The sequence below is a fragment of the Odoribacter splanchnicus DSM 20712 genome (genome assembly GCF_000190535.1).
Lineage (GTDB): Bacteria > Bacteroidota > Bacteroidia > Bacteroidales > Marinifilaceae > Odoribacter > Odoribacter splanchnicus.
Genome location: NC_015160.1, coordinates 3,921,244 through 3,946,631 on the forward strand (window position 1 = coordinate 3,921,244; position 25,388 = coordinate 3,946,631).

Annotated in this window: 23 protein-coding genes and 1 pseudogene; 11 read left to right on the top strand and 13 right to left on the bottom strand. The window is 43.9% G+C overall.

Features of this window, described 5'->3' with window-relative positions; all coding sequences use genetic code 11:
- Positions 1 to 65 precede the first annotated feature (65 nt).
- On the top strand, positions 66 to 1,472 hold the full coding sequence (locus ODOSP_RS16585) for a NupC/NupG family nucleoside CNT transporter (RefSeq protein WP_013613444.1): 1,407 nt from the start codon (positions 66 to 68) through the stop codon (positions 1,470 to 1,472).
- Here ODOSP_RS16585 and ODOSP_RS16590 read toward each other — a convergent pair.
- The 6 genes from ODOSP_RS16590 to prmC all read right to left on the bottom strand — a co-directional run bounded on the left by ODOSP_RS16590 (position 1,437) and on the right by prmC (position 8,056).
- A complete protein-coding gene (locus ODOSP_RS16590; protein ID WP_013613445.1) occupies positions 1,437 to 2,762 on the bottom strand; it encodes an MFS transporter in 1,326 nt (441 codons plus the stop codon). The two genes, ODOSP_RS16585 and ODOSP_RS16590, sit on opposite strands and share 36 nt — an antisense overlap.
- Positions 2,755 to 4,077 carry a SpoIID/LytB domain-containing protein gene (locus tag ODOSP_RS16595; RefSeq protein ID WP_013613446.1) on the bottom strand — a complete coding sequence of 441 codons (1,323 nt, stop codon included), beginning with the start codon at positions 4,075 to 4,077 and terminating at the stop codon, positions 2,755 to 2,757. Before ODOSP_RS16595 ends, ODOSP_RS16590 begins: the two co-directional genes overlap by 8 nt.
- Positions 4,078 to 4,090: 13 nt before the next feature.
- Positions 4,091 to 5,029, bottom strand: coding sequence for a DUF4922 domain-containing protein (locus ODOSP_RS16600; protein WP_013613447.1), 939 nt, complete (start codon positions 5,027 to 5,029; stop codon positions 4,091 to 4,093).
- Positions 5,030 to 5,050: 21 nt separating this feature from the next.
- A complete protein-coding gene (locus tag ODOSP_RS16605) occupies positions 5,051 to 6,424 on the bottom strand; it encodes a glycosyltransferase family 2 protein (RefSeq protein ID WP_013613448.1) in 1,374 nt (457 codons plus the stop codon).
- 264 nt (positions 6,425 to 6,688) lie between these two features.
- Positions 6,689 to 7,171, bottom strand: a complete 483-nt coding sequence (locus ODOSP_RS16610) for a regulatory protein RecX (protein WP_013613449.1) — start codon at positions 7,169 to 7,171, stop codon at positions 6,689 to 6,691.
- Positions 7,172 to 7,183: 12 nt separating this feature from the next.
- Positions 7,184 to 8,056 carry a peptide chain release factor N(5)-glutamine methyltransferase gene (gene prmC, locus ODOSP_RS16615; protein WP_013613450.1) on the bottom strand — a complete coding sequence of 291 codons (873 nt, stop codon included), beginning with the start codon at positions 8,054 to 8,056 and terminating at the stop codon, positions 7,184 to 7,186.
- Positions 8,057 to 8,119: 63 nt separating this feature from the next.
- On the opposite strand from prmC, the gene cls reads away from it, so the two are divergent.
- From cls to ODOSP_RS16635, 4 genes and pseudogenes are all read left to right on the top strand, one after another.
- A complete protein-coding gene (gene cls / locus ODOSP_RS16620; RefSeq protein WP_013613451.1) occupies positions 8,120 to 9,574 on the top strand; it encodes a cardiolipin synthase in 1,455 nt (484 codons plus the stop codon).
- Positions 9,575 to 9,654: 80 nt separating this feature from the next.
- Positions 9,655 to 12,105 carry a bifunctional UDP-N-acetylmuramoyl-tripeptide:D-alanyl-D-alanine ligase/alanine racemase gene (locus ODOSP_RS16625; RefSeq protein WP_041557019.1) on the top strand — a complete coding sequence of 817 codons (2,451 nt, stop codon included), beginning with the start codon at positions 9,655 to 9,657 and terminating at the stop codon, positions 12,103 to 12,105.
- A gap of 408 nt (positions 12,106 to 12,513) precedes the next feature.
- Positions 12,514 to 13,503 carry a hypothetical protein gene (locus ODOSP_RS19005; RefSeq protein ID WP_013613453.1) on the top strand — a complete coding sequence of 330 codons (990 nt, stop codon included), beginning with the start codon at positions 12,514 to 12,516 and terminating at the stop codon, positions 13,501 to 13,503.
- 501 nt (positions 13,504 to 14,004) lie between these two features.
- A pseudogene (locus tag ODOSP_RS16635) lies at positions 14,005 to 14,751 on the top strand (phage integrase SAM-like domain-containing protein); the annotation flags it as partial.
- 116 nt (positions 14,752 to 14,867) lie between these two features.
- Here ODOSP_RS16635 and ODOSP_RS16640 read toward each other — a convergent pair.
- The 6 genes from ODOSP_RS16640 to ODOSP_RS16665 form a co-directional block, all read right to left on the bottom strand.
- A complete protein-coding gene (locus tag ODOSP_RS16640) occupies positions 14,868 to 16,157 on the bottom strand; it encodes a hypothetical protein (protein WP_041557580.1) in 1,290 nt (429 codons plus the stop codon).
- Between the two features lie 308 nt (positions 16,158 to 16,465).
- Entirely contained in the window at positions 16,466 to 16,861 is a 396-nt protein-coding gene (locus tag ODOSP_RS16645) for an HU family DNA-binding protein (RefSeq protein ID WP_316929362.1), read from the bottom strand.
- Between the two features lie 345 nt (positions 16,862 to 17,206).
- On the bottom strand, positions 17,207 to 17,488 hold the full coding sequence (locus ODOSP_RS16650) for a helix-hairpin-helix domain-containing protein (protein WP_228026210.1): 282 nt from the start codon (positions 17,486 to 17,488) through the stop codon (positions 17,207 to 17,209).
- Position 17,489: 1 nt separating this feature from the next.
- Positions 17,490 to 17,909, bottom strand: coding sequence for a VOC family protein (locus tag ODOSP_RS16655; protein WP_013613459.1), 420 nt, complete (start codon positions 17,907 to 17,909; stop codon positions 17,490 to 17,492).
- Positions 17,910 to 17,998: 89 nt separating this feature from the next.
- On the bottom strand, positions 17,999 to 18,292 hold the full coding sequence (locus tag ODOSP_RS16660; protein WP_013613460.1) for a helix-turn-helix domain-containing protein: 294 nt from the start codon (positions 18,290 to 18,292) through the stop codon (positions 17,999 to 18,001).
- Positions 18,289 to 18,579, bottom strand: a complete 291-nt coding sequence (locus tag ODOSP_RS16665; RefSeq protein ID WP_013613461.1) for a helix-turn-helix domain-containing protein — start codon at positions 18,577 to 18,579, stop codon at positions 18,289 to 18,291. The genes ODOSP_RS16660 and ODOSP_RS16665 overlap by 4 nt, the downstream gene beginning before the upstream one ends.
- A gap of 19 nt (positions 18,580 to 18,598) precedes the next feature.
- On the opposite strand from ODOSP_RS16665, the gene ODOSP_RS19990 reads away from it, so the two are divergent.
- The 6 genes from ODOSP_RS19990 (at position 18,599) to ODOSP_RS16690 (ending at position 23,964) form a co-directional block, all read left to right on the top strand.
- Positions 18,599 to 18,898 (top strand): hypothetical protein, encoded by a 300-nt coding sequence (locus ODOSP_RS19990; protein ID WP_157741862.1) that lies wholly within the window; start codon positions 18,599 to 18,601, stop codon positions 18,896 to 18,898.
- 157 nt (positions 18,899 to 19,055) lie between these two features.
- Entirely contained in the window at positions 19,056 to 20,492 is a 1,437-nt protein-coding gene (locus tag ODOSP_RS16670; RefSeq protein WP_013613462.1) for a virulence-associated E family protein, read from the top strand.
- Between the two features lie 182 nt (positions 20,493 to 20,674).
- Positions 20,675 to 21,643 carry a toprim domain-containing protein gene (locus tag ODOSP_RS16675; RefSeq protein ID WP_013613463.1) on the top strand — a complete coding sequence of 323 codons (969 nt, stop codon included), beginning with the start codon at positions 20,675 to 20,677 and terminating at the stop codon, positions 21,641 to 21,643.
- 4 nt (positions 21,644 to 21,647) lie between these two features.
- Entirely contained in the window at positions 21,648 to 22,109 is a 462-nt protein-coding gene (locus ODOSP_RS16680) for a DUF3408 domain-containing protein (protein ID WP_013613464.1), read from the top strand.
- A 360-nt stretch (positions 22,110 to 22,469) separates the two neighbouring features.
- Positions 22,470 to 22,901, top strand: a complete 432-nt coding sequence (locus tag ODOSP_RS16685) for a plasmid mobilization protein (protein ID WP_013613465.1) — start codon at positions 22,470 to 22,472, stop codon at positions 22,899 to 22,901.
- Positions 22,885 to 23,964, top strand: a complete 1,080-nt coding sequence (locus ODOSP_RS16690; RefSeq protein ID WP_013613466.1) for a relaxase/mobilization nuclease domain-containing protein — start codon at positions 22,885 to 22,887, stop codon at positions 23,962 to 23,964. The genes ODOSP_RS16685 and ODOSP_RS16690 overlap by 17 nt, the downstream gene beginning before the upstream one ends.
- 400 nt (positions 23,965 to 24,364) lie before the next feature.
- On the opposite strand, the gene ODOSP_RS16695 is transcribed toward ODOSP_RS16690, so the two are convergent.
- Complete coding sequence (locus tag ODOSP_RS16695; protein ID WP_013613467.1) at positions 24,365 to 25,309, bottom strand: 2-hydroxyacid dehydrogenase; 945 nt, start codon at positions 25,307 to 25,309, stop codon at positions 24,365 to 24,367.
- Between the last annotated feature and the right edge of the window lie 79 nt (positions 25,310 to 25,388).

A 25,388-nucleotide genomic window follows, 5' to 3' on the forward strand; every position in this document is an offset into this window, starting at 1 on the left:
AAAGTTATACTCCCCCCTTTTTTATTCATTTTTTAGGGCTAAATTGCAGCTCTAAAATCTGAGTTATGAGTGGTGTGTTAAAGAAAGCTTGCTGGCTTTTGCCTGTATTGTTTGTGGTGAGCCCTGTGTTGGCTCAGCAAGGTGGTGGTATACAATCGGCTGCTAATATTGAAAGTCATATCTCTTTCATGTCGGTATTCCGGGGATTACTGGGGATTGTTTCTTTGTTAGCGATCGCCTGGTTGTTCAGTAAAGACCGGAAAGCTATTTCCTGGAAAGTGGTGGGGATCGGTTTGGCGATGCAGTTGGTATTGGCTGTCGGAATTCTTTATGTCCCGGCTGTACAGGCTATCTTTGAATTTTTCGGTAAGATCTTTATCCGTATTCTCGACTTTACGCGGGATGGAAGTATTTTCTTGTTGGGGGATCTGATGGATACCACCAAAGCGGGATATATCTTTGCTTTTCAGGTGTTGCCTACGATTATATTCTTTTCGGCTCTGACCTCCTTATTGTTTTATCTGGGCATTATTCAGAAAGTGGTTTATGCTATGGCTTGGGTGATGACTAAGCTCATGAATATCTCAGGGATGGAATCGTTGTCTGTGGCCGGAAATATCTTTTTGGGACAGACCGAAGCTCCGCTGATGATTAAAGAATATCTCGACGATATGAGCCCTTCCGAGATTTTTCTGGTGATGACCGGAGGAATGGCGACGATAGCCGGAGGAGTATTGGCTGCCTATATCAGTTTTTTAGGTGGGGAAGATCCGGTACAACGGTTGATTTTTGCCAAACATTTACTTGCTGCTTCAGTGATGGCTGCTCCGGGGGCTGTGGTTTTCGCTAAAATGTTGGTACCCCAGACCCGGCAGGTGAATAATAATATTCAGATTTCTAAAAATAAGGTCGGTAAGAATATTTTGGATGCCATATCCAATGGGGCGGCCGAAGGGGTGAAATTGGCTGTCAATGTTGCCGGCATGTTGTTGGTATTTGTGGCTTTTATCGCTTTTGCCAATTATCTGTTTACAAAATTCGGTAGCCTGACGGGAGTAAACGAGTGGATTGCTCAGGTTACCGACGGACGAAGTAAAGAACTGAACTTACAATTTATTCTGGGATATGCGATTTCTCCGTTGATGTGGCTGATCGGTATCGCTCCTCAGGATATGATCCATGCCGGTAGCCTGTTGGGGCAGAAGATCATTATGACCGAATTTATCGGATATGTCGATTTGGCCAACCTCAAAGCTGCCGGAGCTTTTGCTCAGACAAAGTCGGTCATTATGTGTACCTACTTCCTTTGTGGATTCGCAAACTTTGCTTCGATCGGTATCCAAATCGGCGGAATCGGTGGTTTAACTCCCAAAAATAAACCTCTGCTGGCTCAGTTCGGAATGCGGGCATTGTTAGCAGGCACACTCGCTTCTTTATTATCGGCTACTGTTGTCGGAATGATTATCGGTTAAGTTTTTTCTGACCAGATGGGTAGCCCAGAAACTGGGTATCGTACACAGCATGATCCAGACGAAAAAAGCCCGGTAACCGATCGATTCTTCGATCCAACCCGATATCATACCGGGGAGCATCAGGCCTAAAGCCATGAAACCGGTACAGATCGCATAATGGGCGGTTTGGTGTTTGCCGTTGCTGAATAGCATCATAAAATAGGTGAGGGAAGTGAATCCGAAACCATAACCGAATTGTTCGATGGCAACGCAGCCCGATATGATTCCTATACTTTCCGGTCGGGCGAAGGAGAGATACAGATACACGATATTGGGCAGGTTCATGGCAATGGTCATGGTCCATAGGCAGGACTTCAATCCCCGCCGTGCCATAGCGATTCCTCCGACAATTCCTCCGATCGTCAGGGCGATGACGCCGATCGTACCATAGATAAAGCCGACTTCTGCCGTAGATAGGGCAAGTCCTCCGGTAGCCGGAGTATCCAGCAGAAAGGGAGAAGTGATTTTCACCAACTGCGCTTCGGCGAACCGATAGAGCAGGATGAAGATCAGGGCACTGACGATGTGTTTCTTTTGGAAGAAAGAGGTGAAAGTACCTAGAAATTCTTTGAACACTCTTCCGGCAGAGGCTTGTTGAGGTGGAAGGGTACAAGTATCCCGCCGGGGGTGGGGTAAAAACAAATAGTGATAAACGAACAGAAGGGCAAACAGGATTGTCAGCAGGTAAAAAGTCAGCGACCAGGCTTGGGGGATGGCTGCGGTTTCCGGCATCTCCCTGGCGTAGCGTTGTTCGAGCCAGCCGGCGAACATTACCAGTATACCCTGGCCGAAAATAACCGCAAAACGATAAAAAGTATTGCGGATACCGACGAAATAAGCTTGTTTTTTTTCATTTAACCCTAACATATAAAATCCGTCGGCAGCAATATCGTGGGTGGCCGAACTGAATGCCAGCAACCACATGAAAGCCAGGCAATACCGGAAAGCCAGGGGGCCTTGGATCGTCAAGGCGATTCCTGCCAATCCTGCACCGACCAGGATTTGCATGACCACGATCCACCAGCGTTTGGTTTTCAGCAGATCGACCAAAGGGCTCCACAATGGCTTTATCACCCAGGGAAGATTCAAACCACTGGTATAAAGGGCGATATCGGTATTCGACATGCCCATGCGTTTGAATAGAATGACTGCAACGCTCATGACGACGACGTAGGGAATACCTTGGGCAAAGTATAGAGAAGGCACCCATTGCCAGGGAGAAACCGCTTTGTTTTCTGTTTTCTTATTCATACATTTTTATTAACTCACACCCTTTGAAATAATGTTGTAAAATGGCCTTATAATTATAGCCCCGGGCTCCCATCACTGCGGCTCCTATCTGACAAAGCCCGACTCCATGCCCCCAGCCTGCACCGTGGAAAGTGAATATTCCATCCTGCTTTTCGACGATAAATGCCGAACTATATAGATGGGATTCTGAGAAAGCTTTCCGGATGATCAATTCTTTACCTATGACCAGCGTCTTTTTGTCTCCGGTGATTTTTACACGGATCAATCTGCCCGATACACCTCGCTCGATGGGCTGAATATCCCGGATCGTACCGAAATCGATACCGATTTTCCGATAGACCAATTCCGATAATTGTTCGGCCGGATAGCTGACTTGCCAACGGAAAAAATGCTGGGTTTCCTGGTCATAGTCGTTCAATACCTGTGACAATATTTGCCGGTCGGTTGTATGGCAGAAAGCAGGCGGGAAAGAAAGGATCCACTTCCGGGCTGTCTGTTCATCCCGTAAGTCTCCGGTTTCCAAATCTTCGGGTGCGTCTGTGATCTTATCCAGATAAGGATGTACTACCGGTTCCCAGGTATTGTCGAAGCGTTCGGTGGCTCCTCCGCAGCATTTTGAAAAGCGGGCGTCACAAATGGTTCCTTCGTAGGTAAGTACTTCTCCCCGGGTAGCTTCCAGCGCTTCCCGGACAGCAGGGGTATAGGCTTTACTGATCCCTTGATAACGTTGACAATGATCGTCGGCGCAGACATCGAAATGGGCATGGTCTTCCCGGTCGTACCAGCGAATGTATTCTTCCTGATCCACCCGGCAAGAGCTGTATGTGCCCCGTACTGTTTTGGCTTTATCGATCTGAGCGAGCAGCCAACTCCGGGAAATAACGGCGTGGGCTTTCAGAAATTCAGCTGACGAGGTGGCACGCATTTCAGAAGATATTACACTGAGTAGATAGTCTTCCAGAGAAAGGATATTTATCGCTGTCAGGTGTTTTTGTTCGTCGATGATTTTTAGCTTCCCCTTAAACTTTTGATTTTCCTTACGTTCCCAATGAAATTGAATACCGATGACGACATCGGTTAAATCGAAGTCGGAAGTCGTGTCATCTTCCGGTTCGAACGTCAGAGGTAAAGAAACCGGTTCCCGATGATCTGCCTGACTTAACAGGTAACCGTCCTCTGTTTGCCGGATGTTATATGCTCCGGTATATTTTTTTCCTGTAGTCCGGCAGGTGAAAATTCCGTTCAGCCGGAAACAGATTTCCGGTGAAAACAGGATACCGACTTCCAGTTGTGGGAGGTGTGAATATTTCTGCATAGGCAAGGTTAACTTATAATCGGATTAATTCTTTTTGTATCGCTTCCCAGCTATCCGGGCCGGAGGTTACCTGACTGAACATATCGGTCAATAAACCGGCTGAATATTTCCGGAAATCTTCTTCCCGGGGCGAAATGATCAGGCCGGCCATATCGACACATCCCGGACTGAACAATATCTTCTCCGTTCCCTCTGCATAAAATTGCCGGGGACGGCGTGTGCGGCGGGGAAAAAGACAAACGGTCCATTGACAGTTGTCGAACCAGCCGAGCAGGTTGATCATCGGTTCTTCTTCGAACGGAATGGATCGGCCGATGATTTCCATGGTCTGCCGAAAGAGAACCGAAAGGAGATGGGAGTCGGAAGCTTGTAAAAGGATCACTTCGCGGAGATAGTCCTTTAATATAGAAACCGAATAGTAGTCTTTTTTTACCAGATAACGGCGGAGCTCTTCATTGGCGGCATCTTCTTCCAAAGGCATAAGATGCCGCGGGCACATTTGAAAATGAAAATGATCCGGAGCAGAAGCGCCGCAAGTGGGACCGTTATAAAATAAGGTATACCCCTGAAAATCGAAAGTGAGATCCAGCAGGTCTTCAAATCGTCCCCCGATGCATTGAGGTTCATGGTGGCGGGAAGGTACCGTAAAATGACGTTCGAAAATGGGATAGGGATTTATAAAAATAGAATAACGATCGTTGTAACGGATTCCTTTTTGCGCTTCCGGCATATGCTCCCGGCATAGAAAACATTTCCGGTTCTGTAATGTCCGGACATCTATTCTGGCATTGGTAGAAATCATTCTGGCTGGATTATACTGGATCCGGAGACGAAAAAGATCGAATGGAATATCCCGGTAGACGGCTTGTTGCAGATCGGTATAATTTTTTTTAGCCAGTTCGAATTCCTGAAGTTGGCCGTTATAGAGTTGAAGTAAATCTTTACTATTCATGAAATTAAAAATTTATTCCGGTTATTTCCCGGAAATTCGGGCCTGGATTTCCAGGGTCCTGATTTTGTCTTTATAAAAATTATAGTTGTTCAGTTGCTGTATGTCCAGATCGTGATCTGAATTTTCTTCCCAACGCCGGCATAAATACAGGGGATCGTAAATACGGGCGATGGGGTATTTTCGTGAAATGGCCAGGGCGGTTGCATAGTCTTCGCCGTAGCTCACATTCGGAAATTTGATTTGCCTTAACACGGGAGTGTAGAATGCCCGTGGTGCGCCGAGCCCGTTTATGCGCAGGGCATTGTTACGCCCGTTGTCTGGAGTCCATTCCCGGTGGGCGATAAGTCCTGGCGGAATTTCTTCCAACTTGAAATCGACCATCTGATAGCTACCGATCACCATGGCACAATTCTCCTGATAGAAGGTGTCGACGATACGTTGTAATACATGACAGTCCTTATACAGATCGTCGCTGTCGAGTTGTATGGCGAATTTACCGCATTCCGGTAATAGGATCGCTTCCGTCCAGCATCCTCCGATGCCTAATTCGGTGGAAGCGGGGATGTGATGAATCAGATTGGGGTACCGCCGGGACAATTCTGTCAGAATCTGACCGGTGCCGTCCGTAGAGTGATTATCTACTACAATGACATTAAAAGAAAAATCAGTTTGTTGCTGCAAGGCCGATTCTACAGCTTCCGCAATGGTACGTTTGCGGTTTCTGACGGGAATAATCACAGAGGCTTCCCGGGCGAAATTCTCCTGTCCGAAGTCTATACGCTGAAATTCGGGAGCTAACCAGGCTCCGATCGCCTGGAGGTGGGCTGTACAAACGGCTTCCATCTCCAACTGCACTTCCCGGTTGGCCGGATCGACATAATCGAACTGTTTTTCACCGGATAACCGCAGATCGGTGGGCTGTACGGTATAAAGGGTTTCCGGTATATGTACGATTTTTCCTAAACGCGAAATACTTAACCTTAATTCGTAGAGAGCTGCAAAACGGTAATCGGTATTCATTTGAGCGACTACTTGCTGAAAACTGTCGTTACGGAATAATAATAGTTGCCCGAAATCAAAATCGTTCCGTATACTTCCGGTTTGATATTCCAAGGTGGGATGGTGTATTTTTTTGCCTTGCCGGATTTCCTGGTAATCACTGTAAAACAGTGCTCCGTCATTACTTTCGGCTATCTGGTACATGCGCCCGATTGCATAAGGATGCAGCTCGATGGGAGAAGTACCGGTATAGAAAAGGATATAATCCGAATCTGCCTGCCTGGCTATTTGTTGTAAAGCAGGGGTGTCGGTAAAAGAAGATACGACACTCGTTTTTACTGGTTCGGAACTTCGAAAAAGTTCTTTTTGCAGTAAGAAGGTATGAATTGAATACATATTTCCGGAATTTTTCGTTCAAAACTATAAAAAATAAAAATCAAAACTAATATCCGGTGAGACAAAAAAGTAAATCCACTATAAATTGGAAGAAACGGAGAATTGAAGTTTGCTCTGTTTCCTCCATTGTTCTCAGGAATGGTTCATAGAAGTCAGTACCCTTCTTGCGGGGGCGCCTTCTTGACGGAACCGGAGTGGCCCGTTCGGCCGCTGAAGTAGTTGTAAAAAAATATCGCAGGGGCCATCGGCTTTATGAACTGATTTCTACGAATTTTCTGCCTCTTCGTCTGTATGACCGGGTAAGCGTTGGAGGCATCGGTCGATCACCTCATAGCCGAATCCGCGGCTTAATCCGAAGCGGATCAGTTTGGCTTTTCGTTTATAAGGCTCTTCGCCGGCCAGGGATTTCATTTTTTGTTTTAACAGAGTGAGACAGGCTTCCTGATAGGTATCGGTATCCAACGCTTCTAATACTTGGGAAATGAGGTCCGGATCGATTTTTTTACGATGGAGCATAAGGGCTATTTTCTGTTTTCCCCAATGGTTGAACCGGAACTTATCTTCGGCATAGGCTTGGGCATAACGGGCATCGTCGATGAATCGATGCTGATGCAGAAAAGTCATAATCCGGTCGATTTCTTTTTCAGGTATTTCCCATTTGACCAGTTTTTCCTGGATTTCCCAACTGCAATGTTCTTTTTTACTGCAGATAGCGGCCGCTAAGCTTAAGGCTTTCTCTTTATTCATCTCTATCCGATATTAATTATGCCGATTTCCTGTTTGTGCCGGTTTTTCACTTTTCACCATTCGTTCTTTGCCATAAAAATCTTTTCGTAATTCGATATTCCGGTAGCCATATCGGGTCAGCAGGGCTATCGTTTCCTGGCCGAAGGCCTCGTTGATTTCGAAAAATAAAAGTCCTTGAGGGTGTAAGTGGGTCAGTCCGAATTCTGCTATAGCCCGGTAAAACAGGAGTGGATCTTCGTCGGGGACAAATAAAGCCTGATGAGGTTCATGATCGAGTACTTTGGCTTCCATCGTTCCTTTTTCGCTTTCCCGGATATAGGGGGGATTACTGACGATCAGATCGTAAGTGTCCCAGGAGGCGGTTTGGGGGTGTAGGATGTCGCGGAGAAGGAATTCCGCTTTAACGCCGTTCAGTATTGCATTTTCCCGGGCCAGCTCAATCGCTTCCGGAGAAATATCGACCCCTGTGACGTGAGCTCCTTGACACAACCGGGCCAGGGAAATTCCGATACAACCGCTTCCACTCCCGACGTCGAGCAGGCGGTTGCCCGGCTTGAGCCATTCTCCTACCCATCGGACCAATTCTTCGGTTTCCGGACGGGGGATTAAAGCCGAAGGGGTTGACTTGAATCTTAAACCGGCGAACCCGGTTTCTCCGAGGATATACTGTATCGGAGAACCGGATTTCAATAAGCGAACGATTCCGATAAATTTATTTATAAAGCTTTCGTCTAAAATTTCGTTTTTTCTAAGATGGATGTCTATATTTGTATAATGCAAAACATCCATGTAAACGATCCTGCAGATACATTCGATTTCATGTTCGGAATATGAATCTTTTAGTTCCTGCAAAGCGTATTGGGATAAATGATGGATTGTATTCATAATACAAAGATAAAATTATTTGAAAATTGAAAACTGAAAACTTTTCCATTTTTTATATTTTTTATGTCCTGGTTGCAAATTATCATATATGTTTTAATCGCCCTGTATATCCTTACTGTGGCCAGTGTGGTTTTTAATGTGATTCTTGAAAACCGGAATCCGGTGCGAACCTTGGCATGGATTATCGTCCTGGTGACCGTTCCGTTGGTCGGTTTCCTTTTCTATCTCTATTTCGGTGTGAATTACCGGAAAAATAAGATGTTTTCGATGAAAGGTTTGGGCGATATGAAATGGCTCCAGTATATGAGCGAAGATCAGAAACAACTGATCCGGAAATCGGAGTTTTTGAAAAAGCGGGAGACGGTAGAAGTGCGGAAGTTGATGACTTTATTGTTGAATAATAGTAAAGCTTTATTGACCCGTTATAATCAGGTCGAAATTTTGAATAATGGCGAAGAGACATTTCCGGCTTTATTCGGGGCTTTGAAAAATGCCAAAAAGTTTATCCATTTGGAGTACTATATTATCGGAGAAGGGAGATTGGCTACTGAACTGAAGGAGATTTTACTTCAAAAAGCTGCCGAAGGAGTCGAAATCCGGATCATCTACGATGATGTGGGATCATGGAGCTTGTCCAAGGAGTTTATCCGGGAATTGAGGAAATCCGATATACAGATTTATCCCTTTTTGCCGGTACGTTTCCACCATTTGGCGAATAAAGCCAATTACCGGAACCATCGGAAAATTGCCGTCGTGGATGGAGAAGTGGGATTTGTCGGGGGGCTGAATATCGCCGATCGTTATATGGACGGAGTACCCGGAATAGGCATTTGGAGAGATACCCACCTGAAAGTGACCGGGGAAGTCGTGACTTCGTTGCAGGTGATTTTCCTGATCGACTGGTATTTTGTCCGGCAGGAATTGTTGTTGGATAAGAATGAATACTTGCCCTACCATCAGGCCGATAATAATGTTATCGTGCAGACGGTTACTTCGGGACCGGATAGTGACTGGGCTTCCATTCAGCAGTCTTATTTTACGCTGATCAATATGGCGAAACGATATGTTTTTATTTCGACACCTTATTTTATGCCCGGAGAGACGACATTGAATTCCTTGAAGACGGCTGCGATGAGCGGGGTGGATGTCAGATTGCTGTTGCCTCATAAGTCCGATTCCTGGCTGACACATTGGTGTACCCGTTCGTATGTCGAAGAATTGTTGGAAGCCGGTGTAAAGATTTATTGGTACCAGAAAGGGATCAATCATAGTAAGGTAATTATTGTTGACGGCAGTGTGGCCAGCGTCGGGACGGCTAATATGGATTTGAGAAGTTTTGAGCAGAATTTCGAAGTAAGCCTGATCATTTACGACCGCGAAGTGGTGAAAAAATTAGCGGTAGATTTTATGAAAGATTTGAAAGTCAGTACCGAGGGAGCGATACAAAGATGGAAATTCAGGACGAAACGGGAAAAAGTGTGTGAATCGGTGGCGCGTTTGTTTGCACCGGTACTTTAAAAAAGTAAAAGGCTATAAGTATAAGTGGGAGGGGGGAAAAGAGGAGATATTATATGTTCAGAGTGAATGAAACGAAGTGTATGTTTAGTAGTAAAGAAATTTTAAGGATCTTGGATTGCAAAGCCTGTGAGGTAAAGGACTTTGAGATTACAGAAGTAAGCGTGGATAGCCGGTCGGTGAATAAACCCGAGTCGACTTTATTTTTTGCTTTAAAAGGAATTAATCATGATGGACATGATTATGTAGAAAAATTGTATGAACAGGGGGTAAGGAATTTTGTGGTAACCGGGCTGAGAGCGGGTTTTCTTCCTTTGTCCGGGGCTAATTTTTTTGTCGTCGATGAGGTTTTACCGGCACTTCAGCAATTGGCAGCCTGGTTTCGCGGTCAAATGAAGGCTGAAGTGGTCGGTATCACCGGGAGTAATGGAAAAACGATCGTCAAAGAATGGTTATATCAGTTATTATCGGATGAACCGGGTATTTATCGCAGTCCCCGTAGTTATAATTCACAGGTCGGAGTCCCTTTGTCTTTGTTGGGTATGGATGTTTCTACCCGTTTGGCCATCATTGAAGCCGGAATCTCTCTGCCGGGAGAGATGGGTAAGTTGCAGGCAATGATCCGGCCTGAGATCGGGATTTTTACGCATTTGGGAGATGCGCATGGAGAGAATTTTGAATCCAGACAACAGAAATTAGCGGAGAAAGCCATATTGTTTCGGGATTGCCGTTGTATTATCGGAAGGGAAGGGGAGGCTTTGGACTATATAGCTAGCCGGCTTCGACCGGATGTAAAAAAAATGATCTGGGGAAGTGGGAAAAATGCAACTGTCCGGGTTGAAGAGAAAGGGAGCACTGCCCATGAACGCCTGGTAGCCGTCGGATATGAGCATGTTGCGTTTACTTTGTCTATACCGTTCCCGGATGAAGCTTCTTTTGAAAATTGTATGAATGCCGTATGTGTTTTATTGCTGGAAGGGATTTCTCCGGTTTTTATCGCCGAACGGGTAGCCCGTTTGCAGCCTTTGGCGATGCGGATGGAAATAAAAGACGGTATAAATCGTTGTGTATTGATCAATGACTACTATAATTCGGATGCCGCTTCGTTTCAGTTGGCATTGAATACCCTGGCTATGCAGGATGCCGGGCGTGAGAAAGTCGTGATTTTGTCTGATTTCGTGGATACAGGAACCGGTGAGAGAGAGTTGTACCGGGAGGTAGCGTTGTTGTTGCGAAAGGCGAAGGTTTCTTTATTTATAGGTATCGGGGAAAAGTTAAGCCGGTATAAACCTTATTTTTTGGTCCCCCGCTGTCGTTTCTACAAGGATACGGATAGTTTCCTGCGCCAAGAGAACAGGGAGCAGTTTAAAGATCAGGTGATTCTGATTAAAGGTGCCCGTAAGTTCCGTTTCGAATATATCGCCGGTTTTTTACAGAAACAGTCCCATGCTACCGTGCTCGAAGTTGATTTCGATGCAATGGTGCATAACCTGAATTATTTCCGTTCTTTGTTGCCCCGGAAGACGATGATCGCTGTTATGGTCAAAGCTTTTTCTTATGGGAGCGGAGCCGGGGAAGTAGCGAGTTTGTTACAATATCAGGGGGTAAATTACCTGATGGTGGCTTTTGCAGATGAAGGAGTAGAGTTAAGAGCTGCCGGAATAACCATACCTATCGGTGTCATGAATCCTGAACCGGAGGCTTTCGATCATATGATCGAATTTAATCTGGAACCGGAGATTTATTCTCTCGAATTACTGGAGGCTTTCGACCGGGTCCTGACCAAACATGGCATAGAAAAATATCCTGTACATTTGAAATTGAATACCGGGATGAATCGTTCCGGCTTGGATCCGGAAGATCTGCCCGCTTTGCTGAAGTTTTTCGAAACGAAACGGAAAGTCATAATCCGTTCCATGTTTTCACATTTGGCCGGGAGTGACGAAGCCCGACACGATGAGTATACGTTGTTCCAGATCAACCGTTTTATTGAAATGACGAAAGAAGTCCAGGCCCGTTTCGATTATCCGATTATCCGGCATATTCTCAACTCCGCCGGAATAGAACGGTTCGGACAGTATGCTTTCGATATGGTCCGTTTGGGTATCGGATTACATGGGATCAGTGCCGTGGGGGCACCGTTATGGCCTGTCAGTAGCTTTAAGACCTATATTGCGGCAGTTCGTCAGGTGAAGGGAGATCAGACGGTAGGATACGGACGGAAGGGTGTATTGGGCCGGGATACCCGTATTGCCGTTATTCCTGTCGGCTATGCGGATGGGCTCGACCGCCACCTGAGCTGCGGAGTCGGTGAAGTATGGATCGGAGGACAAAGAGTTCCCATTGTCGGGAATATCTGCATGGATGCCTGTATGGTGGATATCACCGATACGGACGCACAGGTCGGGGATGAGGTGGAAATATTCGGAAAACATATTTCGGTGACCGAGCTTTCCGATAAATTAGGTACGATCCCCTATGAAATATTGACCAGCGTGTCTCTCCGCGTGAAACGAATCTATTTTAAAGATTAAAGCAAACGAATCAACCGTCCCCAGGGTTAGATATTGATTCTAGGAATGGCTGATTCATTTGCTGTATCTGATTAGTATACTGTCTTTTATTGTTGTCCGGTAAAAATGGTTCATGGTAAAATTATATGGACTCTAATTATTTAGGTTTGAATTCCGCTATTAAAAGCTGTTGTTAATGTCTGACCATTTTTAATGATTTTTATTCTCATATCACATGTACTAAATATTATTTGACAAATATGTAATATATTATTCATTTTTGCAAAATGAAATCAATTTTTTTCATTACATAAAACTTTCTGCAAAAAATAAAACTAATTTCAAAGGAAAAAGACAACAACCCCTTTCAGGTACATTTTACTATACTCCCCTTGATGGAGCACTTAGATTAACCGAAATACTACCTAAATGAAAGTAATTTTCTATATTTTGATTTTTTGTCTTTTCTTGATCTCGTGCGACGACGATGAAGAGAAGGTAATTCCTTCTTTGGACGGGGAATGGGAATTGACAAACTTTCATCTTTTCCCATGCTACACTAGTGACAAAGGTATCAGTTTTACCATAGGAGATTCTTTGTATATGGGCTTAGGAATTCCCTTTCCATCTTCCTATAGTTCGCCCACCAAGTTATGGCGGTATATGGAAACAATAAATTTTGTCGGTTGGGAGGCAATGAAAGATTTTCCGGGTACTCCCCGGACCGGGGCAGTTGCATTTACAATAAAAGACAAGGCATATATCGGTCTGGGCAAGTCTATCACTGATGAAAAGACATACTATAAAGATTTTTGGGTGTATGATGCCATAAGCAATAGTTGGGATTCCCTGACATTTGAATTTCCGGGAGATGCTGTGGTGGATGCTGTGGCTTTCTCTTTAAACGGCATGGGATATGTCGGAACCGGTTTAAAAGCCAATGGACTATATTCCGGTGAATTTTATCAATTCGATCCTCAATACGGTTGGGGAGGGAAAGCCAATATGGTATTGCCGAAAGCAGGAGCCACTACATTTCAACTCGACGGAACCGTTTATCTTTGTTTCGGACACAACAGCCACGAAGATAGCCGGGACGTTTATAAATTCAATCCGGAAGAGTTTCGTTTTATACCGTTAAATTCTCTTTTACCTGATAAGTATCCGGGAATTACACGTTCGTATGCATCTTCGTTCGTTTTAACTGTCGACGGACAGGAGTACGCTTACATTGCAGGAGGCGAATTAGGACTAAGTGTTGCTCCGCCCTATTGGTATTGCTGCCGGTACAATTACCTGAAAGATGAGTGGGAAGAAACTCCTCCCATGCCAAGATCCCGTCCTCACGTAATAACATTCACCAAGGACAATGCCGGCTATGTTTTATTTGATGACATCGCCTATAAGTTTGTTCCTTAGTATTATTGCTGTTCGCTAAAATAGTCATTTTAGCGAACAGCAATAATATTTTTCCTTCAGTTCCCTTATATTTTTCCGGTTTCCCCCCGGTTGTTGTCATTTTGTGATTTTCGTCAATCAAAAACATCGAAGGAGTAGTGAAAAAGATTATAGTCGGTTGCAATTCCACTGTCAAAACTGCCTTCTGTGATATTTACCCATTCTGAATGTAACTAATCAACGAAAATGAAGAGAAATAGAAGCTGGCGTAAACTAACTGATAATGAGTGAGAAACGGAACGATTTGCATAGAATTGCTCTTTTCAAAAAGGGCAGAAACATGCAGATTTAGGCAGAAGTTCAGTTACCAGAGTGTTACCTTGTTTTGATGTTGGTAACGATGGTGTAGCATTCGCTAACTGAAATATTTTCGCTCGTGTGGTTGTTGCTTTGGTCGGCAGTTTTCTGCGTATGTGAGGAACGCTTTAATTCGGGTAATTTTACCCACAAATATTAAAGCGTATGAAAACAGAGAAAATGAAGGTGTTGCTCTACCTTAAAAAGAGCGGTTTGGACAAGTCGGGAAAAGCTCCGATTATGGGGCGTATTACCATTGAGCGTTCCATTGCTCAGTTTAGTTGTAAACTCTCCTGCAATCCCGATTTATGGAATCCACGTGAGAGCAGAATGGACGGCAAGAGCCGCGAGGCGGTAGAAATTAATGGGAGGTTGGAAAATCTTCTGCTTTCCATTCAATCTGCCTATCAGTCGTTGATTGCCAAAGGACAGCCATTTGATGCAACCGATGTAAAGGAACTGTTTCAAGGAAGTGTGCAGGCACGATGCAGGCTCATCGAAAGGTTGGATATGCTCATCAAGGAGAAAGAAAGCCATATCGGTATAGACATCAAGGAAGAGTCTATGTCTGCCTATCATTCCACTCGGAAACGATTACAGGAGTTCATTCAGAGGAAATACCATGTTTCGGACTTGGCTTTCTCACTGTTGACAGAAAACTTCATCTACGAATTACAGGCATTCTGTCTCGGCGAACTCGGTCATCAGCAAAGCACATTTTTCAGAGTTGCAGCAGATTTGAAGACTGTCTGCAGGCTGGCTTATCGTGAGAGGCTGGCTGATACGCTTCTGTTTGATAAAGTACATATAGAACGAGGAGACAAGAAAGCACCTAAAGCTCTTGACCAAGAAGCATTGGACAAGTTGAAGGCAATCTGCTTTGATGAGTTGGAAGAGGAAATGGAAACCGCTCCTTATCCCATAGTCTTGAAGGATTCTGATACCAATACCTAAGTCGCTTCTGTTACCGAAATCATGCTCCCACACCAATCCATTTGATTGAAGGCTCTTATTGGTAGGAGTTCTTTCTACTTATTTATTTCATTGTATAATTCTTTTGTTCTAGATTCATCAACTAGTAATTCAAGAAAGATTTTAGTGTCGCTAGTGATTTCTGGTTTGTTTAGAAGAATATTGCCAAGTGTTCTAAGTCTACTAAGTTGCCCGACATGACATATTCTTGATTTCAAGATTGAGTTTGTCTTTATTGTTTTTACAAACTCTTCTGCTGACTTGTTGTCAAATTTTTCAAACATCCTTGAAATTCTTGGTGCTGCCGCATCAGAATAAAACGAAGTTCTGCTGAAACTATAACTTGCACCTTTATATCCTACATATGTCAGAGTTAAAGCTGCTACTAATCTTTCAACATATTCGTCTGGGATAACAGAACCAAACGCTTCAAGTTCTCTTACAGACAAGGCTTCTTGTGCCCAGTTATCTAAGTTCTTTTCTAGATTTTGTATATGGGGGGCATAGATTAACTTTCTGGTTGCCGTAGACAAGTATCTTAAGCCGTCAATTAAGCTAAATAAATCAACCCCCTTCTTATTCTTCATTGCATCACCTTCAAGGTACATTTTATCAAAACGTTGTCCTATTTGTTGTCGTATTTCTTTTGGCGTTACTTTCCACAAAATAGGAAAACTTAATTCAATGTTAGAACGAAAACGCGTTGAGATTGTATCCCCAATGTAGTATGTAAACAATTTGTTACACATTTCTTTCTTATAAACTTCTGGTAAATCAATGAAAGCTTGTTCAACAGCTAATTCATGCTTGTCATAAGTATCCGTATCCATTTTAACGATATAATCGTTTACGTTGATTATTGGAATCGGAAACTCTTGTGATAACACATATTTGTTGCAATCTGCAATCATGTTTAGAACCTTAAAAAGGTTTGGATCGGAACTGTCTGGATGTCCGTCAAATATATTACGGGTTTCTCTTGCTTGATGTATGACTTTTTTTGCTTCCCAACTAAGAACACCTATTTTATACGCACCTTCTATTAAATCATAATCAGTAATGTTATTTTGGAAGTCTTCGTAAGTCTTTGCAGATTTATTCATTTCCTTATTAAACAAGTCCAAACTTCTATGTATTATTTTTCTTCTTAGATCATCACTTACTGCATTCCAATAGCATCCAATAGCACTTCTTAATCCACCAGCCTTCAAAACTAGTCTTGCTTCTTCAATATATTTATTCCCTATAAGTTCTTCTCTTACATTAGTTAGTTCTCTTTGTAAGTATTCAACTTTTTCAGCAGGAAGAATTATTTCTGTCGTTGTTTTTTTTACTATATTTACCATGTTCTTCTTTTTTTGTATAATAATCACTCTTTTCTTTATAGCCTTAGCTAATATCAAATTTCCTAATTCCCTTAGAAGTACGAAGTACATTCTCAAAATTGTCTTATAGGACTTTTCAAAAAGTCTTATAGGACAATTTTAATTCTCTTATAAGACAATTTTTGCCTTTTGCTAAGTATTGATTATCAGCGAGTTGCAAAATTGTATTTTTAAACCTTGAAAACGGTGTTCCCGACACATATGGAAAATATCCTTTTCGTATGCCGGAAACACGTTTTTCGTTAAGGCATTACGATGCTGCCATCATGCTATTTTGCGTTTACGATATCTTCCTGCGGGGCGAAGTCGAGACTTCGGATGTCGAAAGAATCACGCATGGCCGTACTCTTGGTAAACTGCACGTTCACCTGCTTTATGAGTTTCGCGCCCTTTGCCTTGGCTTCGACGGCCGTTGCTGCGCCCTCCGCCTTGATAGTGAGATGGAACGAACCGATGTCGCCCAGTCGCACGGTGTTGCCATTCTCCAAGGCCTCGATAACTTCGTATTGTAAGGCGTCCAACACAGCCTTCACGTCAGCACTCGACACGGTGGAGCGTTTCTCTATCCGCTTTACGATTTGCGCCAACGTTACCGGCGTGGTCGGTGCAGCCTGCGGATAAAACTCCACTTCTTCTTTCTTCAGCGGATTCTTCTTCGCTTGAATTACCTACTTTATCATATCGCTTAGAATTAAAGGGTTAGTAATGCCACAAAGATACTAAATTTTACGATGAAGCCAGCAGAATATCTGAACATTCTGCTAAGAGAATGCCGATTATTCCCTAATTTCACTTATAATCCTTGTCCTGCACACGTTAATTTCTATCTGTGCTTACTTGCGCTTTCAAAAAAAAGTGTATTATTATTTTCTGGTGTTAATCGTGCCCCTATACCGTTGTTGCCAACATTCGGGCTTGATAGGCTTCGTGCTTTAACAATTCAAGACAAATTTAAAACACAGATCCTTTGATACGATCAAGACCATGTCAATCTTAGGAGTACGATCGGCTCAGTCTTTCCAGAACCACCAGTTCAGCTTTTCCTTTTCCCTATGCTCTGGCGGTGTCTGCGCGAAGTAAACGGCACATCTGAAAGCATACAGTACGCAACGGTCCTGCACCACTCCAGCATAGTCGTTGGACAAAGCAAAGAGTACTTCGGGGGCTTTGCCTTTCAAGTCTGCAACGGAGGTTATCCCGATATTCCACAAATCGGTTGCAAGCGATTTCCCTATTCCGGGAATCACCGTCAGTTCCTTAATTGTCTGCTCTTTGGTCATTGCACTTGACAAACTACAAGACAAGATTTCCGTCTCTGTCAATCTGCCAAAAAGGGTTGTAGGCTACCTCGAACACATAGCCGTCCAAATCCTTGAAATAGCCGCTGTATCCTCCCCAATACACTTTCTGTGCAGGTTTCACAATGGTTGCTCCGAGCCGTTGTGCTTCCTGCATCACGGCATTGACTTCCTCTTCCGATATGGCGTTATAACTGATTGTCATGCCCGAAAAGGCAGTCTGTTGATGGTATAACGTCGTATCTTTTTCCAATTCTTGCAGTGGGTATATCCCCAAGACTATCCCACCCAAAGGGAACAAGGCGTAAGTTTCCTGGCTCTGTTCCGACTTCTTCCAGCCCAATCCCTCATAGAAAGCCAATGCCTTTTGAAAGTCCTTTACTCCCAATGTAATCAAAGTGAATTTCTGTCTCATAAGTTGTATATTATTGAATTTGCCACAAAGTTACTCATTCTTAACGAGAAAGACGAATAAGTCAGCAGGAAACGTCCCTTGCGAAGGCTTTATCTTCGATAGTTCTTTTGCAATAGTTGGTTTATGTCGGAGAGTCGGTAGAGTATCTTCCCTGCAAACTGCGTGTAGGGAATGATTCTCCTGTCGCGGTAGTCCTGTAAAGTGCGGGGACTGATATACAGACGCTCGCACACTTCCTTGCCCGTGAGGAAATGTTCGCCAGCAAGGAGTGGCTTGTGCGTCTGTGCCACTTCCACAATCCGTTTCCCCACACCTCTCAATGCCGAGATGACCAGCTGCATCTCGTCCGTCTCCATGTTCAAGTCTCTTGCTGTTTCCATCATATCTGTCTGTTTTTAGGTTTGTCCGATTTCGTAAGAAGCAATGTTTCCACATCCTCGCGCTTGTAATAGCACTTGTGTCCGATTTGCGTAAACGGCAGCACACCCGTATCACGATAATGCTGCAAGGTGCGCTTGCTGATGTTCAGCAGCCGGCACACATCACCGTTGTGCAGCCAGTCCGTGTGCTTGCTTTTCTCTCCGAATGCCTTGTGGCAGCATTCTGCAAGGCTCAAGATTTCATCTCGAAGCTTTGCCCAATTAGTTTCTGTAATGATGTAATAGTTCATAATTTTATATTGTTATTGTTTGTTGTTTCAGGTCTTTCCAGTTTCCATCGGCAAAGATAATGGCGTGCGTACACCTCTCAAAGCCGTGGTGAACAGCAGGGAAATGCCGGGAAGAATAAGGAAAAGGGCAATCCGCATCATCGGTTCGCATTTGCGTTTTCCTGCCCCATCTTCTTCTTTTGTTGCAAAGACAATGCAAGCGAGTGCAGAGGAAAGTTCACTTATCCTTTGCCGAGCGCAGCTTGTCTTATGCAAAATTAATATCGGGCATTTATTATTCCATCACTTTTCATTCAAGTGGCAGCTTGTGGTGCTATGATGGGGACAAAAGAGACAGATTGATGTTCTTGCCACTGCACAAATGAGGTTAATAAGGTAATTAAAGCAAAAGAGTACATCTGAAAGCAGACAGTAACATCCGTATTTCTGCTAATCTATCTTTCCTGTCATCCGTTTTTTGCTTAATGAGGCGATAAATGCTCTTCTTGACAGCTTGTTCCCCTAAGAATTTTGCAGCGGACGAGCGCAATATTATGCAAGAAGACTCTGAATGCTTGGAAGTTACGCATGCTCACCCTAACTTCACTCTTGGAAACCAATTCAAGGGAATAATGAAAAAGAACGCAGATGCAGGCAATACAGGCAGCAGGAGAAATCCTCATCGAATGAGGAGTTCCTCCAAGAACGCAGAGATAGAAACCTACCTCTCCACACACTACGAGTTCAGATACAATACTGTACTGGGCAGAACCGAATATTGCAGTAAGGGTAATAATCGTTTTGTAAAGGTCGGTCGTTATGAAATCAATACGCTTCGCAGGGAACTTGATTGCGATGAAAGCATAGCGACTTCTGCTGAGAACCTTTATTCCATCATTGAAAGCAGCTTTTCTCCCCGTATCAATCCCGTGCAGGAGTATTTAAAAGGGTTGCCATTGATAGATATAGGTGATAGCAGTAGCTGTGATGATGCCGGTTGCAGGGATAGTAATGTGTCTTCTTTTTCACCGAAAGCAATTTCCGATTTGGCAAGTTACGTTGTTGTCCGTAATTCTAACAAATGGTTGCCGTATCTTACCAAATGGCTTGTGGCGGTGGTCGCCAATGCGATGGACGACCGTGAGTGCCGTAACTATACCTGCCTTGTGTTGACAGGTGAGCAGGGAAAGTTCAAGACCACGTTCCTTGACCAGCTCTGTCCCCCAGCACTGCACGGTTACAGTTACACAGGAAAAATATATCCGCAGGAGAAAGACACACTCACTTATATCGGTCAGAACCTTATCGTAAATATAGACGACCAGCTCAAAGCCCTTAATAAGCGGGACGAGAACGAGCTGAAAAACCTCATCACCTGTCCGATGGTCAAGTACCGTATGCCGTATGACAAGTATGTAGAGGAGCATCCCCACTTGGCAAGCTTTGTGGCATCAGTGAACGGCAATGACTTTCTTACAGACCCGACAGGTAGCAGAAGGTTTCTGCCCTTTGAAGTTCTTTCCATAGACATAGAGAAAGCCAAGCGTATTTCAATAGACAATGTCTATGCTGAAGCCAAAGCCCTGTTAAAGTCAGGTTTCCGCTATTGGTCTGATGATGAAGAGATTGCCGAACTATACAGAGAGAGTGAGGACTTTCAAGTACAGACTGCAGAAATGGAGCTCTTGTTGCGTTGCTTCGAGAAACCAGCGGAAGATGAAAACTATTCGTTAATGACGACTACGGAGATACTCACCTATTTGGGTATTTATACTCACCAACCACTTGTTGCCAAGCGTATGGGCGAAGCCTTGAAGAAAGCAGGATACATAAAGGTGAGCAAACGAAGAAACGGTGGTAGCCCCATCTATGTCTACAAGATTAGGAAAATCTTGCCATGCCCGCTCCGTCAAACTTGTAGTAGCCAAATGTAGTAGAATGTGTAGTATTGTCTTATACTACAAAGTAATACTGATTATCAATCATTTATCACAAAATAGTATGTAGTAAGAAGAAAGATGAAAAAGTTTGGAGAGGAAAAACTTTGGAAACGGTAAAACCATAAAAACAGACAAACATAAATAATTATCATTCAACCCATTAAAGTATCAAAACAATGAAAGAAGAAGATTTATCAGCAATCAAGCGATATTCCATCGTGGAATATCTCGAAAGGAAAGGTATCAAACCTGTCCGCAAAACACCGACCTATGCCATGTACCGTTCACCGCTCAGGGAGGAAACGCGTCCGAGTTTCAAGGTGGACACGGAAAAGAACCTTTGGATAGACTATGCCGAAGGCAGGGGTGGAAGTATCATCGACCTTTGTATGCGCTTGGAGGGCTACACGTTCTCCGAAGCCATCTGCCGTTTGGGGCAGAACGCTTTAGAGCATACAGCGTACAGCTTCAATTCTCCAAATAGAGAAATATCCATCAATCCAAATCAAATAGAGAATGTAACGGCAAGCGGTACAAGGAGACTGATAAGCATATCAGGCACCTTGTCACCGCATTTGCAGGAGTACCTCAAAAAGGAACGCTGCATTGATTTGGAAAAGGCAACACCCTTTCTCAAATGTATCAGTTACGAGGTAAGGGGAAGACGCTATCAAGCCATTGGCTTTGCCAATTCGTCAGGTGGTTATGAACTTCGGGACAACAATACGTTCAAGGGAACAGTTGCTCCGAAAGACATCACTCCGATATTTGAGGACATGGAACAGCCTGTCTGTTTGTTCGAGGGCTTTATGGACTTTCTCTCTTTTCTTTCAATGAAAGGGGAAGTAACCAACCAATGCCTTGTGATGAATTCCGTGAGCAATGTTGCAAGAAGTATTCACTACCTGAACAAAAGAAATATAACCTCCGTTCGTGCTTTTCTTGATAATGATGATGCAGGGCGAAAAGCAGTACAGGAATTTGTAAACGAAGGTTTTAAGGTAGAAGATATGGCTGTGTATTATAAAGACTTCAAAGACCTCAACGAGTATCACGTCAGCCGTGTCCGTGAGCGACAGAAAAAGTTGGAGAAAACTCCAAATACAAGTAACAAAAGAAAACAAGTCAAACTTAAAATAAGATAGAGGTATGGAAAAGAAAGCAGTCAGCAAAGAGGAAATGGAAAATACCATCAGGAAATCTTTCAGTATGAGCCAAGCTGAAAGTTCAAGTGAACAAACCGTAGCTGAATTTCGAGCAAAGGGAATGAAAAATATTCAAGAGCAAAAACAACAAGAAACAGAGCATGCCATAGAGCATGCCACGCCAGCCGAGCCTGCACAGCATACAGAGCATGCAACCGTTCAAAAACGCATCAGTGCTAAGATGAGAAAAGAGACACTTGACGCATACAAGCAGGCGTTCCTCGTTCCGACAAAGCTATATGAGAGAAAGGCGGTTTACCTGAGCAGGGAGACACAGGAACGTGCCGACTTCATCGTACGCAGGTTGGGTGACAGGGGCAGCAATCTCTCAAGCTTCGTGGAAAATATCATCCGCACACATTTGGACGAATACGGTGAAGACATAGAGAAATGGAGAAGACTGTAAGCCGTAAGAAAAGGGCTGACGGTTTTTAGAAAAAGGGACGCCCCTTTCACTCAAAACCCTCGACACTTTTCAGAGAGTAAGGCAACGAACTTTTGCTAAAAACACTGAATGGTAGGAACGCTACGAACGCAGTTAGATACTGAATGCACGGCATTCGCTTTTAATAACCAAAACGCTTTATGCGTAAACGTTTCGTTAGCTGACATTGCAAGACGTCAGTTTGTACCCACAAACTGCGCTTGCTCCCCTCGTTTAATTGTCGGGGAGATTAGGCCGTAATCACTTCGTTCTCATCGGTCAGTGTTTAGGAATTAAGCAATAACAAATCATCTACAATGATTAACTTTCAAAGAAGCTTATATGGACAGATATAATAGAAAGACTGCCAAATGGCAGCAACAGAATAAGGAAGAGCAGAAGATGAACAAGACAGAGTTCATCAAGGTAAGATGTACCTTAGAGGAAAAGCAGCGTATTAGGTCAAAGGCAGAAAGTACGGGGCGGAAGTTCTCAGACTACTGCCGTGAGATACTCCTAAATGGAGAAGTGACTGCTGTTCCTAAGATGACCGACAATGAAAAGGAAGCCATCGAACTACTGAGACGAACGGCCTACTTCTTCTCACATATTTCCAATCTTATCAAGGTAAAGGATGATGCATGGGTACTGATTACTCAAAGTCTTTCCTATCTGGCAAGGGAGGCATTTAAGCGTTTCTTCAATCCCAAATACCACATTGAGGAAAGGGCAATTAAACTCTTAAATTTGATGGAGAATGATAGGAAAGTGTAAGGCGATAGCGCACGGAAGCACGGCTTTAGACTATATTTTCAGAGAGGGCAAGCTCGGTAGTCGGCTTGCCTTCCATAATCTTTGCAGCAGAGAACCGAAGGCTATCTACGAGGAAATGAAGATGGTCAGCGATTACAACACACGTTGCAGGAATAAGTTCCTCCGTATCGAAATCGGTATCGCGCCACAGGACGAGAAGAAACTGCCCGTATCTGAACTCATGCGGATAGCCCATCTGTTTGCCAAACAAATGGGACTTGACAACCATCAATGGGTGGCGGTAACCCACAAGGACACCGACAACAGACATATCCATATCATTGCCAACCGCATCAGCCTTTACGGAGAAGTCTATGACACCACTTTTGTGAGCAACAGGGCAGCAAGAGTGGCGGAGGAAATAAGTCGCTCGAAAGGCTTGACTATCGCAAAGGAAGTAAAGGCGGAAAGACAACACCAAAAAGCAAAGGCCAATCCTACGAGAGAACAGACCAAGCAACAAATACAGAAGATTTGCTATGCCCTACTTGAAAAATACAAAGGCACAGGCATCACGGGGCACTCCATGTTTCTTTACGACCTAAACAAGAGTGGTGTAACCATCGAACGCTTGAAGAATAAGCAGGGCAAAGTATATGGTTTGAAGTTCTCCTACTGTGCCCAGACATTCAAGGCTTCCGAAATCGGCAGAGGGTTCGGATACCACTCTTTGCAAAAGAACTTTGAGATAGCCAATAAAGCCGAAACAAAGGAGACGATAACAAAAGCTCACACAATAGCAGACAAGACTACAAAGAATAAAGTTCAATCAGATACAGGCTATCAACTTGTTCCTCCCAGTCGTTCATACATATCGCCTACAAAAGCAAACGAAAGTTCATCTATTGCACAAGCCGTAGGAAATGTAGCAAGCACCGCCTTGAATGCTGCCGAAGAAATGATTTTGGGAGCAGGTGGACTTATTAATCCACAGACCCACGGTGATGATTATGCCGAGATGGCATGGCAACATAAACTTAGGAACCAAATCAAGAAAAAGAAGAAGCGAGGAAGAGGAATATAATCATTCTCCTTATTTTTCAATCTTTCCAAACAACAGATGGAGCAAAAGAGCGAAAATCTTATCAAAAACGCTTGTTATTCAAAGCAAATGATTATCTTTGCAAATAGAATAACAAGCGTTCTTTGTTGATGTAGAAACATGCGACAGAAAGCACTTCGCTCGTTTCCAAATCGTTACCTGTTTAGTTTGTATCACAAGGTAACTTCTTCTTTCTCAATTAGATACGTTTTAGAAATCTTCTTCAAATGTATTTTGTGAGCGTATAGCTAAGATATCTAAGGCCGATAGTGTTCCGTTATAGAACCGTTCACTTTAATCTGACCCGATAATCTTTGCTCCATCCGGTAAATGGCAAAAGACAAAAAAAGACGATGAATAATTTTAACATACACTTATCGATTTAAAGAACCTGATTTTGTGGGGTATTGTTCAGCCACATTTCGATATTCCTGATTACGATATTCTGCCGGGTTTCAAAAGCTTCCCGGGTGGCGTAGCCCATATGCGGCAACATCAGTAGATTAGGTGCATTAAATAATTCCAGGTTCAGAGGAAGCGGAGGTTCCTGATCGTAGACATCGACGGCTGCTCCGGCTATTTGTCCTTTTTTCAGGGCATTGTAAAGCGCTTCCTGGCTGACGATGGGTCCCCGGGCGGTGTTGATCAGGACAGCATGTGGTTGCATGAGTGCAAATTCGTTTGTCCCGATAAATGCTTTGGTTTCCGGGTTCAAGGGAAGATGTACCGTAATGATATCCGATTGACGCAGAAGGGTATCTTTGTCCACCTGGGTGATATGAGGAAGGGCCTTGGGGCTGCGGTTATAGCCTAAAACCTTGCATCCGAAAGCGTTGGCTAACAGAGCTACCCGTTGGCCGATGGCTCCGAGCCCGACGATACCTACTGTTTTTCCGTGAAGTTCGCTTCCCAGGACTCCCTGCCGGTCTCCGCCGATACGGAGAATGGCATCTCCGCCTACCATTTTTCGGTACACGGCGATCATCATTCCGATCGTTAATTCGGCTACTGCTTCTGTAGAGTAACCGGCGGCATTACAAACCGTGATACCCCGTTTTTTACATGCTTCCAGATCGATATGGTCCACTCCGGTAAAGGCTACAGAGAGCATCCGGAGCTTCGGACAATTTTCAAAGAAATGTTTCCGCAACGGAATATTGCTGACTACGACAACTTCGGCATTTCGGGCTCTTTCGATCAATACCTCTTCATTCTCATTCCGGTCGTGATAAAAAGTGACTGTATGTCCCTGGTTTTTCAGAGTAGCCAGACTTTTGTTTATCGTGCATTCGCACATTCCTAACGATTCGACAAATACGATATTCATACTTACATACTTTTAATGCTGTGTTCTTTCCGGGTAAAACTACAACGTGTTTATCCCAGATGTTTTGGAGCCTCTAAAA